This is a genomic window from Hymenobacter sp. DG01, assembly GCF_006352025.1.
Lineage (GTDB): Bacteria > Bacteroidota > Bacteroidia > Cytophagales > Hymenobacteraceae > Hymenobacter.
The window spans coordinates 1,471,830-1,487,373 of record NZ_CP040936.1; the positions used below are offsets into that span (position 1 = coordinate 1,471,830).

The 15,544-nt window shown below is 60.4% G+C and carries 13 protein-coding genes; 6 read left to right on the forward strand and 7 right to left on the reverse strand.

Annotated features, from left to right (window positions below; translation table 11 throughout):
* Positions 1 to 65: 65 nt before the first annotated feature.
* The 4 genes from FGZ14_RS06295 to FGZ14_RS06310 form a co-directional block, all read right to left on the reverse strand.
* Entirely contained in the window at positions 66 to 488 is a 423-nt protein-coding gene (locus FGZ14_RS06295; RefSeq protein WP_139922318.1) for an IS1 family transposase, read from the reverse strand.
* Between the two features lie 730 nt (positions 489 to 1,218).
* Entirely contained in the window at positions 1,219 to 2,073 is an 855-nt protein-coding gene (locus tag FGZ14_RS06300) for an SDR family NAD(P)-dependent oxidoreductase (protein ID WP_139922320.1), read from the reverse strand.
* 23 nt (positions 2,074 to 2,096) lie between these two features.
* Positions 2,097 to 2,879, reverse strand: a complete 783-nt coding sequence (locus FGZ14_RS06305; protein ID WP_139922322.1) for a DUF2490 domain-containing protein — start codon at positions 2,877 to 2,879, stop codon at positions 2,097 to 2,099.
* Between the two features lie 75 nt (positions 2,880 to 2,954).
* On the reverse strand, positions 2,955 to 3,875 hold the full coding sequence (locus FGZ14_RS06310; RefSeq protein ID WP_139922325.1) for a M28 family peptidase: 921 nt from the start codon (positions 3,873 to 3,875) through the stop codon (positions 2,955 to 2,957).
* 99 nt (positions 3,876 to 3,974) lie between these two features.
* On the opposite strand from FGZ14_RS06310, the gene FGZ14_RS06315 reads away from it, so the two are divergent.
* Positions 3,975 to 4,901 carry a flavin reductase family protein gene (locus FGZ14_RS06315; RefSeq protein WP_139922327.1) on the forward strand — a complete coding sequence of 309 codons (927 nt, stop codon included), beginning with the start codon at positions 3,975 to 3,977 and terminating at the stop codon, positions 4,899 to 4,901.
* 23 nt (positions 4,902 to 4,924) lie between these two features.
* On the opposite strand, the gene FGZ14_RS06320 is transcribed toward FGZ14_RS06315, so the two are convergent.
* From FGZ14_RS06320 to tsaE, 3 genes are all read right to left on the reverse strand, one after another.
* Positions 4,925 to 5,389, reverse strand: a complete 465-nt coding sequence (locus FGZ14_RS06320) for a hypothetical protein (RefSeq protein ID WP_139922329.1) — start codon at positions 5,387 to 5,389, stop codon at positions 4,925 to 4,927.
* Positions 5,390 to 5,502: 113 nt separating this feature from the next.
* Complete coding sequence (locus tag FGZ14_RS06325) at positions 5,503 to 6,732, reverse strand: alanine dehydrogenase (RefSeq protein ID WP_139922331.1); 1,230 nt, start codon at positions 6,730 to 6,732, stop codon at positions 5,503 to 5,505.
* Positions 6,733 to 6,836: 104 nt separating this feature from the next.
* Positions 6,837 to 7,262, reverse strand: coding sequence for a tRNA (adenosine(37)-N6)-threonylcarbamoyltransferase complex ATPase subunit type 1 TsaE (gene tsaE / locus FGZ14_RS06330; RefSeq protein ID WP_139922334.1), 426 nt, complete (start codon positions 7,260 to 7,262; stop codon positions 6,837 to 6,839).
* A 92-nt stretch (positions 7,263 to 7,354) separates the two neighbouring features.
* Here tsaE and FGZ14_RS06335 point away from each other — a divergent pair, with 92 nt between their 5' ends.
* The 5 genes from FGZ14_RS06335 (at position 7,355) to FGZ14_RS06355 (ending at position 15,048) form a co-directional block, all read left to right on the forward strand.
* Positions 7,355 to 7,702, forward strand: a complete 348-nt coding sequence (locus FGZ14_RS06335) for a hypothetical protein (protein WP_139922336.1) — start codon at positions 7,355 to 7,357, stop codon at positions 7,700 to 7,702.
* 89 nt (positions 7,703 to 7,791) lie between these two features.
* Positions 7,792 to 9,048: a pyridoxal phosphate-dependent aminotransferase gene (locus tag FGZ14_RS06340; RefSeq protein ID WP_139922339.1), complete on the forward strand. Its 1,257-nt coding sequence runs from the start codon at positions 7,792 to 7,794 to the stop codon at positions 9,046 to 9,048.
* Positions 9,049 to 9,328: 280 nt separating this feature from the next.
* Complete coding sequence (locus tag FGZ14_RS06345; protein ID WP_139922342.1) at positions 9,329 to 11,791, forward strand: outer membrane beta-barrel protein; 2,463 nt, start codon at positions 9,329 to 9,331, stop codon at positions 11,789 to 11,791.
* Between the two features lie 167 nt (positions 11,792 to 11,958).
* Positions 11,959 to 12,393: a MarR family winged helix-turn-helix transcriptional regulator gene (locus FGZ14_RS06350; RefSeq protein WP_139922344.1), complete on the forward strand. Its 435-nt coding sequence runs from the start codon at positions 11,959 to 11,961 to the stop codon at positions 12,391 to 12,393.
* A 192-nt stretch (positions 12,394 to 12,585) separates the two neighbouring features.
* Positions 12,586 to 15,048, forward strand: a complete 2,463-nt coding sequence (locus FGZ14_RS06355; RefSeq protein WP_139922346.1) for an outer membrane beta-barrel protein — start codon at positions 12,586 to 12,588, stop codon at positions 15,046 to 15,048.
* Positions 15,049 to 15,544: the final 496 nt, after the last annotated feature.

Consider the following 15,544-nt stretch of genomic DNA (forward strand, 5'->3'; position numbering starts at 1 on the left):
CCCAAGTAGAAAAATCCCAACGCAGAACCCACGCAAACGTTATACTTCTGCTAAGCTCTATAGCTCTACCCCTGCCGAAACCGCTCCCAGCGAATCATCATGTACTTATCGCCCAGTTCCGTTACAATCAGGCCGGCCTCCTTCAGGTTCTCAGCCTTCTGAAAAAAATCCGCAAGCTCCTTCTGATTCAGTATTTTGTACGTAGGATGGTATTCGGTCTGACGAGGTGCTTTTACCCCATACTTTTTCACCCAGTTCATCACCGAAACGTGGCTGACACCCAAGAGCCGCTCAATTTCCCGGTAGCTCACGCCTTCCACAAACAGTTGCAGAGCCTTGATGACGTAGTAGGAGTTGATTTCCTTGCCGGCCTTGGCTACGGAAAAGTGGTAGCCACAGTTCTTGCACTTGTACCGCTGCCGGCCGCCCACAATCCCGCTTTTGGTAGCATCTGTCGATTCGCATTTGGGGCAGGCTGTTACGGACATAAGCGGGTGAGTAAGGGGTTACTACTAAAAACTATATCTATTTAGTAAACATATAGTATTTTAGCAACTATTATTAACGTGTGCATCCTAAGAACGTTCTGAATTGATGGGATATAGCTACAGAAAGAAGGTCCGGGGAGGCAGGCGCGGCTTACGACGCCTGCAGCAGCAAAGCAGTACACCAGCCGTATTTAACCAAGCAGGGTTGGCTGAGCGTCATTACTACTATGAGAAACTAGGCTTACACCCGTGGCACTGGCATCATCGGCAACCACCCAAGCTGGTGCGTCAGTTGGCCGCTCAACATTTGCTGAAGAATTTTTTCGATTGGCAGCACAGCCTGACTTCATTATCAGGGCCTTCTTACTTGGCCGTGTGGATTGTGCAACCAGAGTTTGTGCACAGCTCGCAGGTAGTAACCGCTATCCAAAGCCAGCTGGACCGGTACAAACATATCTTCGGTGCGCCCAGCCCTAACGGCCCGCCCCTGCCAGCAGAGTATCAGGAATTGCCCGGCGCAGATAAGCTGATATGGCAGACATACCCCTGGCACGTTCTTGTGGATTCGTTTGATTACCCAGTGGATGGCCAGCTTGGGCTCTCGCAAAACCACACTACCTACGTGAACCCGAGGGCAACGACGTATACCTGATGGTGCAAACTGGCTGGGTCTGGGTAGGGATGGTGCCAGAAGCCGCCTACTCCTCCGCTCCTCCCAAAATCTCCGTACCTACGCCGTAAACAGGGCACTGTCGCCGGCATCCACATCAAAAGAAGCGCCACTGATGCGGGCGGCGCCGTCAGTAGCCAGGAACACGGCCATGGGGGCCATGTCTTCGGGCTGCAGCCAGGGCAGGCGGAAGGGCGTGTGCTCGGCCCGGACCTTGGCGGCTTCTTCGGGGGTAGGCGGCGTGTTGGGTTGGGGGCGGTAGTCACGGTAGGCTTCCGTCAGGCGGGTGTCGTTCATGGTCATATCGGTGGCAATCAGGCCGGGCACCAGGGCATTCACGGTGATGTTGTGCGGCCCCAAATCCAGCGCCGCCGACTTCATAAACCCCAGTAAGCCCCACTTGGAGGCCGCGTAGCTGCTGCCGTGCCGGAAGCCTTTCTTGCCCTGCCCTGAAGCCGTAATGATGATGCGCCCGCTGCCTCGCTTTACCAGCAGCGGCGCAAACGCCCGCACCGTGTTGGCCGTGCCCGTCAGGTTCACGTCGATGACGTCGTGCCACTGCTCGTCGGTCATTTCCAGCAGGGGCGCAAACACCTGAATGCCCGCGTTAGCCACGATAATGTCCAGGCCACCCAGCTCCTGTTCTATCTGCTGGGCGGCGGTGCACAGGGCCGCTAGGTTGCGGATATCCAGCTCTAAAGTCAAGGCCCGGCTTCCCTCCCGCTCCACTAACTGCTGGGTTTCGCTTAGGTCTTCGGGGGTAGCGGCGGGGTAGGCGGTGGTAGTGCTGATCGGGCCGGCTTTATCCAGCAGCGCCAGGGTAGCGCCTTCACGGGCGTAGGCCACGGCAATGGCCCGCCCAATGCCGCGGGCCGCGCCAGTTACCAGGGCAGTTTTCCCTTCAAGTCGTTTCATAGGGGGAGCAGAATGTGGAGCGGCTACCGGGCCGCCGCGCGGGTGAAATCCAGGTCGTAGAGTACGTTGAGGCGGAAGCCCTGGTTGATTTCAAACACGGGTCTTCCGGAAGCTGCGTCCGGCTCGGCGTGCTGGCTGATCTGGTGGAGGTAGTTCAGCTCTACTTTGGCGTTATCCCGGAACTGATACCCCAGCCCCCCGGAAAGTCGGTTTTGGTTGAATACATTGTCGCCGACGTTGCGGCCGAAGCCGATGAACAGCTCGTCGAAGGCATTCAGGTACCACTCGTTATCCTCCACAGTGGGCCCCTGCAGCGGAAACTGCCCCGTCAGCTGGTAACGAATCCGGTTCTGAAACACCCAGTCCTGCACCGGGCCCTGCCCTTCCTCGGCGCGGGTGCCCAGCCAGCGCTGCTCCAGGCGCAGGCGGTGCGTGAGCGTCAGTCGGCCCAGCGGGTCCTTCAACGACACATCCTGGTAGAGGCGGTGCTCCGGCTCGGGTCGGGCGGGCACGGTGGGGTAGCTGCCGTAGCGGTGGGTCTGGAAGTAGGTGTAGCCGCCCGAAATTGTAACGCGGGCCGTTAGGGTGCGCACCAGCCCCAGGCGGGCCAGTTGCTGCTGGGGGGCCCGCAGCAAGTTCACGCGGCGCCATTGGTACTCCGTATGGAGAGCCCACTTTTCGGCCAATTTATGGTCGCCGGAGTACACCATCCAGCCCAGCGTATTTCGGTCGTTGAGGCGAGTGGCTTGCCCGTATCCGCTGAAAGTCAGTGCCCAACCGCCGAGCAGAAGTAGTATTTTCTTCATCCGAAATGCCTGCAAAAGGCAAGCATATACCGATGCGTACGCTCCCCAGGGCCCGGAGTTGGCGCGGGCCGGTACTTACAGACTCAGTACGGTGGCCAGCACGGCATCTACGGCCAGCCCGAGGCGGCGCAGGTCCAGGCGGGCCAGGGTGTCGGTGGGCTCGTGGTAGCTTTTGTTGCGGTAGAAGGCCGTATCGGTGAGCAGCAGGGCTGGGTAGCCGAAGTGCCAGTAGTTGAGGTGGTCGGAGAAGTCGATACCGGGCAGCCAGGCTGGGGCTTTGAAGCGCTTCACAGGTAGCGCGGCCGCCGTTTTGTAGCGCCGGGCAAACTGCCGCCCAAACCGGCCATTCCCGAATTTCTGAGCTACAGTCACGTAGTTGCCGCGCGTCCCGAACAGCAGTTTGAGCGGCCCAAAGGGGTAGGACTGGCTGCCCTTTCGGTCATCGTAGTACCCCAGCATTTCCAGGGCCACCATGCCGCGCACGGGCACCCCGGCCGCGTGCAGGGCCTGGGCGTGTATATAGCTGCCCATTTGTTTGGTCCGGAAAAACGGCGGCTCTTCCAGCGTGTACGCCACCACATCCACGCGGCAGGGCAGCTGCGGCTGCCGGCCCAGCAGGCGCGCCAGCTCCAGCAGGGCCGCCACGCCCGAGCCGTTATCATCGGCGCCGGGCTGCTCCCCACACACATCATAATGCGCCCCCAGCACAATGCGCGGCCCATCTTCCGGCCCGAAGTGCCCCAGAATGTTGCGATAGGTGCGGCCATTTACCTCGTAAGGCTGATCCGTTGGCCGGGCTCCGGCGGCGGCCAGCTCCGCTTTGATGTAGTCGGCGGCCTGGTTGAGGCTGGCTTCGTGGAGATAGTTGCGCGGCTCAGGGGTAGTGGTGAGGGCCACCAGGTCGCGGCGCAGGCGGGCGGTGTCGGCGGTGGTTTGGGCCAGGTTGAGGCGGGGAAACAGGGTAGCAAATAGCAGCACCGGGAATAGTCGCAGCATAGGAAAAGGTAGGGAGGTATGGCTACCAGATGCCGACGCCGTACTTTTGGTTGCTTCGGCGCCTCGGCTGCCCCTGTTCCGCTCTCACTCCCACCCCGCATGCCCACCCCCCCTACCCCATTCCGCACCGTCAACCCCTCCGACCTCAAAGCCCCCGACTGGCACGCCTTTATGGTGGGCGCCGTGGCTCCGCGCCCCGTGGCCTTTGTGAGCACCCAGGATGCCGAGGGCAACGTCAACCTCAGCCCCTTCAGCTTCTTTAACTGCTTCGGCTCCAACCCACCCATCCTGGTGTTTTCGCCCGCCAACCGCGTCCGTGACAACTCTCAGAAGCACACCCTGAAAAACGTGCGCGAGGTGGCCGAGTGCGTCATTCACATCTGCGACTACGCCATGGTCGAGCAGATGTCCCTGGCCAGCACGGAGTATGCTAAGGGCGTGAACGAGTTCGTGAAGGCCGGTTTTACCGAAGTAGCCAGTGAGCAGGTGCGCCCGCCGCGGGTGCTGGAAGCCCCGGCCGCCTTCGAGTGCGTAGTGGAGCAGGTGGTGGAGCTGGGCACCAACAACGGGGCCGGCAACCTGGTCATCTGCCGGGTGGTGCTGGCCCATTTCCGCCAGGACATCGTCCTGCCCTCCGGCGTGGGCATCGACCCGCACAAGCTTGACGCCATTGCCCGCCTCGGCGGCGACTGGTACACCCGCGCCTCGGGCAGCAGCCTCTTCGAGGTGCCCAAACCCAACCGCAACTTCGGCATCGGTATTGATCAGCTGCCCGAGCACATCCGCACTTCCGATATCCTCACCGGCAATAACCTGGGCCGCTTGGCCAACATCGAGCAGCATGCCCTACCCTCGCCCGAAGAGGTAACCGCCTTCCGTCAGGAACCCATCGTGAGCTACACGCTCAACAAATTCCAGGAAGACCCAACCCAGCAGCGCCAGGAGCTGATGCAGCTGGGCAAGCAGCTACTGGAAGAAGGCCGCCTGCCGGACGCCTGGAAGGTATTGCTACTGGCGGCGGGGTAGGGCGCAGGCTTATAGCGACCTGCTTAGAACGGCCGATACCGGAAATACTTAGTTTTGAGCTTCCTGGTTAGGTAGGCAGGTAGGGGGGCGCCTTGCTCGTATGCTTCCGTCACGCGCTGATACTGCTGCGGACCAAACCGGCTGAGGCGAAAGAGGCCGTAGGTGGTGGCCAGCCCGCCAATCAGCAGGTCGCCGTTGGCTTCCTGCTGCCGCGCTTCATAAAACGACTTGTCCCGCTTTTTCATGCCGGAGGAAGCAAGCGCAGCCTTCTCTACGGCCGCCGTAGCCACGGTACTGGTACCCATCTGCAGCCACCCCCGGGTGGCTTTGCTCCGCTGCACAAATAGGTGCATTACCGCCCGTAAGGTATCGGCGCGGTCATAGCGGGCAGTGCTCAGGTCGGAATGAAGTGGCGCGGTTGGCGCCTGGGCAGCGGCATTAACAGCCAAACCGCACCCAGCGGCAAGCAATAGTATAGCTCGGAACATAAAAACGGATAGAAGATGGTGAGAAGGAAACAGATATATCCCTCGCGCAATATTCGGGCCGGTTGCCCTCACTCCATTTGTGCAATCCGAAAAATCCGTCTAAATCCGCGATTCTAGTTCCGCACCGCAATCATCAACGCCAGTTCCTTATAGCGCATGTTGAATTTGCGGGCGATGCTGGCGTTGGTGAGCGAGCCTTTGTAGACGTACACCCCGGAGCGGAAATGCTCGTTGGTGAACAGCACCTCATTGATGCCTCCGTGCTGGCTGATTTCCTGCAGAATGGGCGTGAAGATGTTGCTCAGGGCATTGGTGGCGGTGCGCGGTACCCGCGAGGCAATATTAGGCACGCAGTAATGAATCACGTCGTACTTGCGGAAGACGGGCTTGCTGTGGCTGGTCATCTCGCTGGTTTCAAAGCAGCCGCCCTGGTCAATGCTCACGTCGATGATAACGGAGCCCGGCGCCATCTGCGACACGACGTCTTCGGACACCATGAAGGGAATCCGGCCTTCCTCGGCATTCAGGGCCCCAATCACCACATCGGCGCGGCGGATCTGCTGGTTCAGGGCGTAGGTATCCAGGGTGCTGGTGTAGAGCTGCGGGGTGCACAGGTTCATCTTCAGTCGGCGCAGCTTGTAGAGGTGGTTGTCGAACACCTTCACCTCGGCCCCCAGCCCGGTGGCGGCGCGGGCGGCGTACTCAGCTACCGTACCGGCCCCCAAAATAACTACCTGCGAGGGCGGCACGCCCGTAATACCGCCCAGAATCACACCCTTGCCCTCGTTGGAGCGGGCCAAATACTCAGCCGCAATCAGCATGACGGTAGAGCCCGCAATTTCCGACATAGCCCGCACCACCGGCCGCGCCCCCGAGGGGTCCCGGATCAGCTCGAAGCTGATGGCGTTGATTTTTTTCTTGGTCAGGGCGGTGATGTACTCACTGGTAAGCGTGCCGAACTGCAGGGCCGAAATCAGGGTCTGACCGGCCCGCATGAACTCGATTTCATCATAGGTAGGCGGGGCTACTTTCAGGATGATATCAGCCTCGAACACCTCTTTCTGAGAGTAGGCGATGGTAGCGCCGGCCTCGGAAAAGTCGTGGTCGGAGTACTTGCTGGGCTCCCCGGCTCCGCTTTCCAGCAGAATTTCGTGGCCGGCTTCCACCAGGTGCTTCACGGCCTCGGGCGTGAGGCAGATGCGGTTTTCCTGCAGGGAGGTTTCCCGGGGCAGCCCGATGAACAGCTTCCGCTTCCGGGTTTCCACGGCCAGCATGGATTCCTGGGTGAGGTAAGCGCGGCTGGTAGCCAGCGACTCGAATCCGGGGGGTACTGCGTCGGGCATTCTGTGTTTAATTAGTAATCAAGAATTAATAAGTAGGAATGAAAACGACTTCAACAGGCTGCTGACTTTCAGCACAACCACAAACGAAGTCAAATTATTCATTCTTAATTACTAATTATTAATTCCCTGGAGGAGGGTCCGGTAACGTTGAGCGTGATGATCAGCCGATCTGAAGGCAATAGGGCCTCGACGCGGCTGGGCCACTCAATCAGGCAAAGATAGCCAGAATCGAAGTATTCCGGCGCACCGATTCCTTCGGCTTCAGCAGCGCTGTCGAGGCGGTAGAAGTCGAAGTGGTAGATGGGCTGGTCGTGGGCGTCGCGGTACTCGTTTACCAGCGAAAACGTGGGGCTGCTTACCTCATCGGCTACCCCCAAGGCCTGGCACAAAGCCTTGATGAAGGTGGTTTTGCCGACCCCCATTTCGCCTTCAAAACAAACAATGGAGTGGCCCTCAATGGCCGCTCGTACCTGCTCGGCGGCCTGGGGCAGGGCGTCGAGCGAGGAAATTTCAAGGGTTTTGCTGATCATCAGATGAAAACAGAACAAGTGAGCCGTAGTGCACAGCCCCCAGGCGTAAACCTGTAGTATGTTGCGCCTGCAAATTTGGTTATTCTGCCGCAATGGCCGCTCCTACCCCTCCTTCAGCCGAAAACTCTGCTACGTATCCGAACCGGGCGTTGCTGTGGGTGCTGGGCGTTATGCTCATTTTCGGATTCCTCATCTTTGGCCTGTACCAGGATGCCCGGCTGCGCAAGCAGGGGGTAGCCCGCCGGGCCCTGGTGGTGCGCAACCGGCTGGACCACAGCACCCACGTCCTGACGCTGCGCTACTGCTACGGTCCCGACACCCTGCAGGCTGAACACGCTGAAAATCACCGCCGCCGGGTGCAGGAGCTACGCCCCGGCGACTCCGTAACCGTCCGGTTCTGGGCCAATGCGCCGCGCCGGGTGGAGGTGGAAACGCCCTGACTAAGCTGTTTTTAAGGAGTTTTTCGGGCGGTGGGGCTCCGGACCGGCGGGGCCTTCTATATTTGGCCGATCCAAACCAACACCTGACCATGCAAGTTTCCCGAATGGCCGGCAGCCTGATTGGCTCCGAAATCATCAAAATCGGCAACGAAGTCAACGATATGATTCGCAAGGGGGAGCAGATCTGCAACCTCACCATCGGCGACTTCGACCCGAGCATCTTCCCGATTCCGGCCGAGCTACAAACGGAAATTACCCGCGCCTACCAGAGCGGCCATACCAACTACCCCCCGGCCAACGGCATGGCCGCCCTGCGCGAGGCAGCGGCCGCCTTCACTCAAACCCGCCTGGGCCTGGCCTACTCGCCCAACGATTTTCTGGTGGCCGGCGGCTCCCGGCCCCTCATCTATGCTACCTACCTGGCCCTGGTGGACCCCGGCGACAAAGTGGTGTTTCCGGTACCTAGCTGGAACAACAACCACTATTGCCACCTGTCGGCAGCGGAGGCCGTGATGGTGGAAACCCGTCCCGAGAACAACTTTATGCCCACGGCCGCTGAGCTGGCCCCCCACCTGGCAGGCGCGACCCTGCTGGCGTTGTGCTCCCCCCTGAACCCCACGGGCACCGTGTTCAGCCGCGAGGATCTGGAGGCCATCTGCGACCTTGTGCTGGCCGAAAACCAGCGCCGCCAGCCTGGCGAAAAACCCCTCTACCTGCTCTACGACCAGATTTACTGGCTGCTGACCTTCGGGGCCACCGAGCACTACGACCCCGTGAACCTGCGCCCCGAGCTGCGCGACTACACCATCTATATTGATGGCATTTCTAAGTGCCTGGCCGCTACCGGTGTGCGCGTGGGCTACGCCTTCGGGCCGGCGGTGGTGATTGACAAGATGAAAGCCATTCTGGGCCACGTAGGTGCCTGGGCTCCCAAGGCCGAGCAGGTGGCTACCGCCAGCTACCTCCCCCAGACCGAGGCAGTGGATGGCTTTCTCGGCCAGTTCAAGGACAAAGTGCAGCACAGCCTCGACGCCCTGCACCAGGGCCTGCAGGCCCTGAAAGCCGATGGCCTGCCCGTGGACTCCATGATTCCGATGGGCGCCATTTACCTCACGGCCAAACTGGATGTGCTGGGCAAAACCACACCCGGCGGCCAGGTGCTCACAACCACCAAGGAGCTGACTTCCTACCTCATTAGTGAGGCTCGGCTGGCCCTGGTACCGTTCAGCGCTTTCGGCACCGACCACAGCGCTCCGTGGTTCCGCATGTCGGTGGGTGGCGCCTCGCTGGAGTCTATCCAGGCGGCCCTGCCCCGACTGCGCGCGGCTCTGGAGGCCCTGCGGTAGTATCGCCACCGCAGGCCGCCGCTGGCTTGCTAAACCACAGAAGCCCTGCCTCCCGGAGGCAGGGCTTTTTATGTGGATGGGTAGCGCAGGCCCCTCCCGTCCGTTTCTGTATGATGTCTGTAGTTTATTGTTATCTTCCGGCATTCAAATCTTAACCAGTTCGGCAAGAAGCGAATAACCTGTCCTCTACCTCCTTTATGGCTGGCTTTGCTCTGCGCCAGCTTTCTGCTCCAGCCCCTATTGCACTTTCCGTCTCTCTCAACCACCGGAACGTGTATCTATGCAATTTCGCTTACTCCGCCTAACCAGCGGATTTACTATTGTGGCCGGAGTCAGCCTGCTGGCGCTGCCATTTTCGGGCTGGGCTCAGGTACGGCCCGCCCCGCTTAGCGGCTCGGTCCGCACCAGTACCGGCAGCCCCGTAGAGTACGCCACGGTTATGCTGCACCGCGCCGCCGACTCGGTAGTTGTTAAAACGGAATTCACCGATGCTACCGGGCAGTTTCGGCTGGAGCCGGGGGTAGCAGGCCGCTACCTGGTTTCGGCCGTACAGGTGGGGCACGGCCGCGTGTGGCTGGGGCCGCTGGAAGCAACCCTGGCTCCGCTACCCACCCCGCTGGCTTTTGTGTTGCCCGCCAGCGCCGCCACTCACCTGGGTGGGGTAACGGTAACGGGGCAGCGCCCGCCGTTTGAGCGCCTGGCCGACCGCACCATCGTAAACGTGGAAAACAGCAGCCTCAGCGCCGGTAGCACCACGCTGGAGGTACTGGGCCGCGCGCCCGGCGTTTCCCTCGATGCCAACGACAACCTGACGTTGCGCGGCAAGCAGGGCCTGCTGGTACTCATCAACGGCAAGCGCCAGCCCATGACCGGGGCCGAGTTGGCCAACCTGCTGCGCTCTTTACCCACCGAGCAGGTAAGTACCATTGAGCTGATTACCAACCCGCCAGCCAAGTACGACGCCCAGGGCGGTGCCGGCATTATTGCCATCAACCTCCGGAAAGACCAGCGCTTGGGCACCAATGGCAGCCTGAACGCGGCCTATGGCCGGGGGCGCTATGGCAAGTTTACCACGGGCCTGACCCTGAACCACCGCCGCAAGGGGCTCAACCTGTTCGGGGCTTACGCTTACACAGATCGGCAGAACTACCAGGAGCTGGATTTCAACCGTCGTTACCTGCCTGAGGGGGGAGCCGCCACCAGCAGCAGCCAGCAGCGCAACGCCGTACGCAGCCACCTGCAGTCGCACACCTGGCGGGCCGGGGCCGACTACTCCCTGGGCACCCGTACTACCCTGGGAGCGGTGGTAAGCGGAATCAGCAGCCGCCTGCCTTCGCATGCGCTCAACAAGGCCGATTTTTTTGATGGGCAGGGCCAGCTCCTGAGCCGCTCCTCCTCCACCAACCAGCGCAACCTGCTCACACCTAACCTGGCCGCCAACCTAAGCCTGCGCTACCTCTTCGCGAAAGACTCTTTGGGTACGCCTGAGCTGACCGCCGACGCCGACATAGCCAGCTACGGCACTACCCGGACCCTGCAGTTGGGTACTACCTACCTGGTGCCCACAAACCTCCTGTTCAGCCTGCTCACCGCCGACCAGAACGGCACGCTTACCATCTGGTGCGCTAAAACCGATTATGTGCGGCCCCTGCGCTACAACCTGCGCCTGGAGGCCGGCGCCAAAGTCAGCCACGTTGACTCAGATAACGACGTGCTGTTTCTGCTTACTCGCAACGGCGTAACTGAGCCCGTACCGGGCCTGACGAACCGGTTCCGTTACTCCGAGAATATCAACGCCGCCTATGTTAGCCTGACGCGCACCCGGCCGGGCCTGACAATTACGGCGGGCCTGCGCGGCGAGCAAACCAATGCCGTTGGTCGCCAGGAAGTGGGCCAGGCCTCATTCGCGCGCCACTACTTCCAGCTTTTCCCCAATCTGAGTCTGCGCCGGCCCTTGTCGGACAAGCACGAGCTGGCCTTTGCCCTGAGTCGCCGCCTCGACCGGCCCACCTACAGCCAGCTCAATCCGTTTCGGTCCTACGTAGATGCTACCTCCTACCGCACCGGCAACCCCAGCCTCTGGCCCAAAACCAGCGTACAGGCCGAGCTGACCCATACGTTCCGGCATAAGTACAGCACGAGCCTGAGCTACACCCGCTCCAACCGTCCTATCGTGGGTGCCTACCTGCTGGACACCGACCGGCTGGTGGCCGCCACTGATGTAAACCTGCAGACCCAGGAGTACTACAGCCTGAGCCTGACGGCCCCGCTGGAGCCCGCTCCCTGGTGGAAGCTCTATGCCAGCGCTGAGGTATTCTATATTCAGTTTCAAGGGGAACTAGCCGACTCTCCCCTACCCGCCGCCCGCCCCGGGGCCCTGGTCAGCCTGAATAACGCTTTCACGCTCGGCCACGGCTGGAGCGCCGACCTGAACGGCAGCTACAACTCGCGGGAGCGGTTTGCTTTTCAGGATGTTCGGTCCTTTGGGCAAGTGGGCATGGGCGTGCAGAAATCGTGGGGCAAAGCCACGGCCCGGCTCAACGCCGCCGACTTGTTCTATACCACGCCCCTGCGCGTGACGGCGCGCTACCGGGTGCTGGAAGAAACCTTCCGCTCTGCCCAGGACACGCGCGTAGTCACGGCCTCGCTTTCCTACCGCTTCGGCAACGAGAAGGTGGCCGCTGCCCGCCGCCGGGCCTCCGGGGCCGAGGAAGAAAAGCGCCGGGCTGCTGCCAGCCAGTAAGCTTCACCAGTTACGACTGGCTTTCACGCCTGCTTTGCCCGGAAGGCAGGGCAGGCGTTTTTTATGGAAGGCGAAGTTTTTTGTTGCCGGCTCTTTCGTTTATTTGTCCGGTCCAGGCAACCTTCATGATATATCATACATCTTTATGATATATCATGAAGCTTCCTATGCTCTCTAGCATCATTTTCTACTCCCTGGACAAAGCCATCCGGCAGTACCGCCGCATGGCCCAGGCCAACATCGACCGGGCGGGCATTGCCATAACTATTGACCAATGGCTGGTATTGCGCGTGATTCAGGAAAACGACGACCTGACTCAAACCGACATAGCCGAACGGGTTTTCAAGGATCAGGCCTCGGTGGCACGCATTATCCGGCTGCTGCTAGAGCGGGGGCTGCTGCTGGCCGAGCCCCTACCCCACGACGGCCGCCGAACCCAGCTACGGGTATCGGTAGCTGGCCAGCATACGCTGGACGCGGTGCAGCCCGTAGTGCTTAGCAACCGGGCTGTTGCCCTGAACGGGCTCAGTGAAAACGACTTAAACACGCTACGCTTCCTGCTGGAACAGATTTCGACGAACTGTGGCGCCCCTCAGCGGTAAGCGAGTAAAGCGCCTGTGAGACAATAAAAATCTGAGTTTGGAAATATTTTGTTTTGCAAATACGAAAACATTCGTACGTTTACTACGAAATCATTCGTAGTTACTATGCCTTCCCCTTGGCCGTCCGCTTTTTGGCTGCTGGCTTCGGAGCCGGGCACCAGTTCTTCCATCACCATCTCATTCTATTTGCTCATGAAAAGGTTGTTTGCCAGGCTGCGGCGCGGCTTTGCCTTGCTGCTGTTAGTTTCCGGGGTGTCCACGCTGTCGGCAGCTGGGCAGGGTGTATCGGGGCAGGTCCGGACGGAAGCCGGGGCGCCGGTGGAGTTTGCCACGCTGGTTCTGCACCGCTCCGCCGACTCAGCGGTGGTCAAGACTGAGTTCAGTGACGAGAAGGGCGGGTTCCGCTTTGAGCAGGTGGCAGCGGGCCGCTACCTGGTGTCCGCCACGCAGGTAGGCTTTGCTCGGGCGTGGGCGGGCCCGCTGGAGCTTACCGCCGGGGCTGCTTCTCCCCTCCTTACGCTTACCCTGCGCCCCAGCACTGCCACGGCGCTCAAGGAAGTAACCATTACAGGGCAGCGGCCTACCTTCGAGCGGGAGGCCGACCGGACCGTGGTAAACGTGGAGGGCAGCCCGCTGGCGGCCGGCAACACGGCCCTTGACGTACTGCGCCGCTCGCCCGGCGTCACGGTGGACGGTAGTGACAACCTGGCCCTGCGGGGTAAGCAAGGCCTGCTGGTACTCATTGATGGCAAGCGCCAACCCATGACGGGCACCGAGCTGGCCGACTACCTGCGGGCCCTACCCGCCGAGCAGCTAAAAAGCATCGAGCTGATTACCAACCCGCCCGCCAAGTACGACGCTCAGGGTGGGGCCGGCGTTATTGCCATTAACCTGAAGAAGGACCAGCGCCTGGGCACCAACGGCACCCTAAACCTGAGCTACGGCCGCAGCCAGTACAACAAGTACGTGTCGGGCCTGAGCCTGAACCACCGCCAGAAAAACCTGAACCTGTTTGGCTCCTATAACTACGCCGACCGCTCGGGCATCGGCAAGTTGACCATTCACCGCGACTTTTATAGGGTAGATGACCTGGGAGGGGCAGCGCGCCAGCTTATCCGGACCACCGACCAGGAAAACCGCTCCCCCAGCCAGTCCCGCTCGCATACCTGGAAAGCCGGCCTCGACTACACGCTTTCGGACCGTACTACCCTGGGTGGGTCGGTGAACGGGCTGCGAAACCGCAACGAGCAGAACGCCCGCAACGAAACGTTTGTGCGCGACCTGGAAAGTGCCCACGACCAGCAATACCGCTCCGCCAATAACCGCTGGGGTAGCTACGATAACGTAGCGGCTAACCTGAACTTTCGCCACACCATCCCGGATTCCTTGGGCACGCACGAGCTGACGGCTGATGCCGATTATGCCCGCTACCTCAACAACCGCGACCAACGCCTGGAAACCCGCTTCGACGGAGCCGAGCAGGTAGGCGAAATCATCACCGGCGACCAGCACGGGCGGCTGTCTATTCAATCGGTGAAGGTGGATTACGTACGGCCGCTCAGCAAGCAGCTACGCCTGGAAGCCGGGGCCAAAACCAGCCTGGTAACGGCCGATAACGATGTGGTATTCTACACCAACGGCGCGCTGGACCTGAACCGCTCGAACCGTTTCCGCTACGATGAGAACATCAATGCCGGCTACTTCAATCTGAATTATACCCTGGCCAAAATGACCTTGCAGGCGGGTTTGCGGGGCGAACAGACCAACGCCGTGGGCAAGCAGCAGATGGAGCAGGTAGGCCGCAACCCCGGTTTCAGCCGGCACTACCTCCAGCTATTTCCCAGCGCGGCCCTGAAGCGGACGTTTTCGGACAAAAACGAAACCAGCCTTTCCCTGAGCCGCCGCATCGACCGGCCTTCGTATGGGCAGCTGAACCCCTTCCGCTCCATTATTGATAAAACCACCTCCGGAGCCGGCAACCCCGACCTGCGCCCCCAAACCAGCTACAACGTGGAACTGACCCACACCTACCGCCAGAAGTACAGCCTGGGCCTGAGCTACAGCCTGACCAGCAACCCGCTCATTGGGGTAGTGCAGCCGGAAACCGATAGCACCGTGGTGGCCACTACCCGCAACCTGAGCCGGCAGCACTACTATGCCCTCACGTTCACGGCTCCGGTGGAGGTAGCCAAATGGTGGAATATGTACAACAACGTTGTGTTCTACTACAGCCGCTTCGAGGGCAGCCTGGCCGGCACCAACCTCGACCGGGGCCGTAGCTCCTTTAACCTGAGCTCCAACCACACTTTCACGTTTGGCAAGGGCTGGAGCGCCGAGCTGAACGGCTCTTACCAGTCGCAGGAGGTGTACGGCTTTATTCTGGCCCGGCCTTACGGGGAAGTAAGCGCGGGAGTACAGAAAAGCCTCTGGAACCGCAAAGGCAACCTGAAGCTAAGCATGGCCGACATCTTCTTTACCCGGCCGGAACGGGCTATTTCTTCCTACGACAACTACGTGGAGCGCTTCTACCAGCGCCAGGATTCGCAGCTCGCGACCCTGGCCTTCACCTACCGCTTCGGCAACGACCAGCTGGCGCCAACCAAGCGCCGCGGAGGCGGAGCTGAAGAAGAAAAACGCCGGGCTGGCGGGCAGTAAATCCAGCACCGCATTTTCAGGCGTGAGTAGTGTAACAGCTAAGGGAGTAGCCCCTCTGTCGTGAAGGGGTGTATATTCCAGGCATTATACGCCCCTATTGATGCCTGTATGAATTTGAGTAGCGAGTGGAATCTGTATATCATGGCGTACAGCTTGGTATTTTGGATTCCCCAATTCTTCTGCATTCGCCTGGCCCGTAAATCCCGGCGAAAAGGCTCCAGCTTAGCCAAGAGCTACCTGACTTTGTATGCTCCATTTCTGCTTTTTTGCCTACTAGGTTTTTCGTTCGCGCTTGGCATGTTGCTCGTCTTCGGAGTATTTATGCTGCTGATATGGGGCCCTACGCTGGTATACACTTGCGTGCTTCCGTTTTCGAGTACGCAGCCAGAACCTAGTTCAGAGTGGCAAAAGAAATGGCTAGACAAGTAGCCTTCACTTACCGCTTCGGCAACAACCAATTAGCGCCTACCTGGCGCCACGGCGGGGGCGCCGAAGA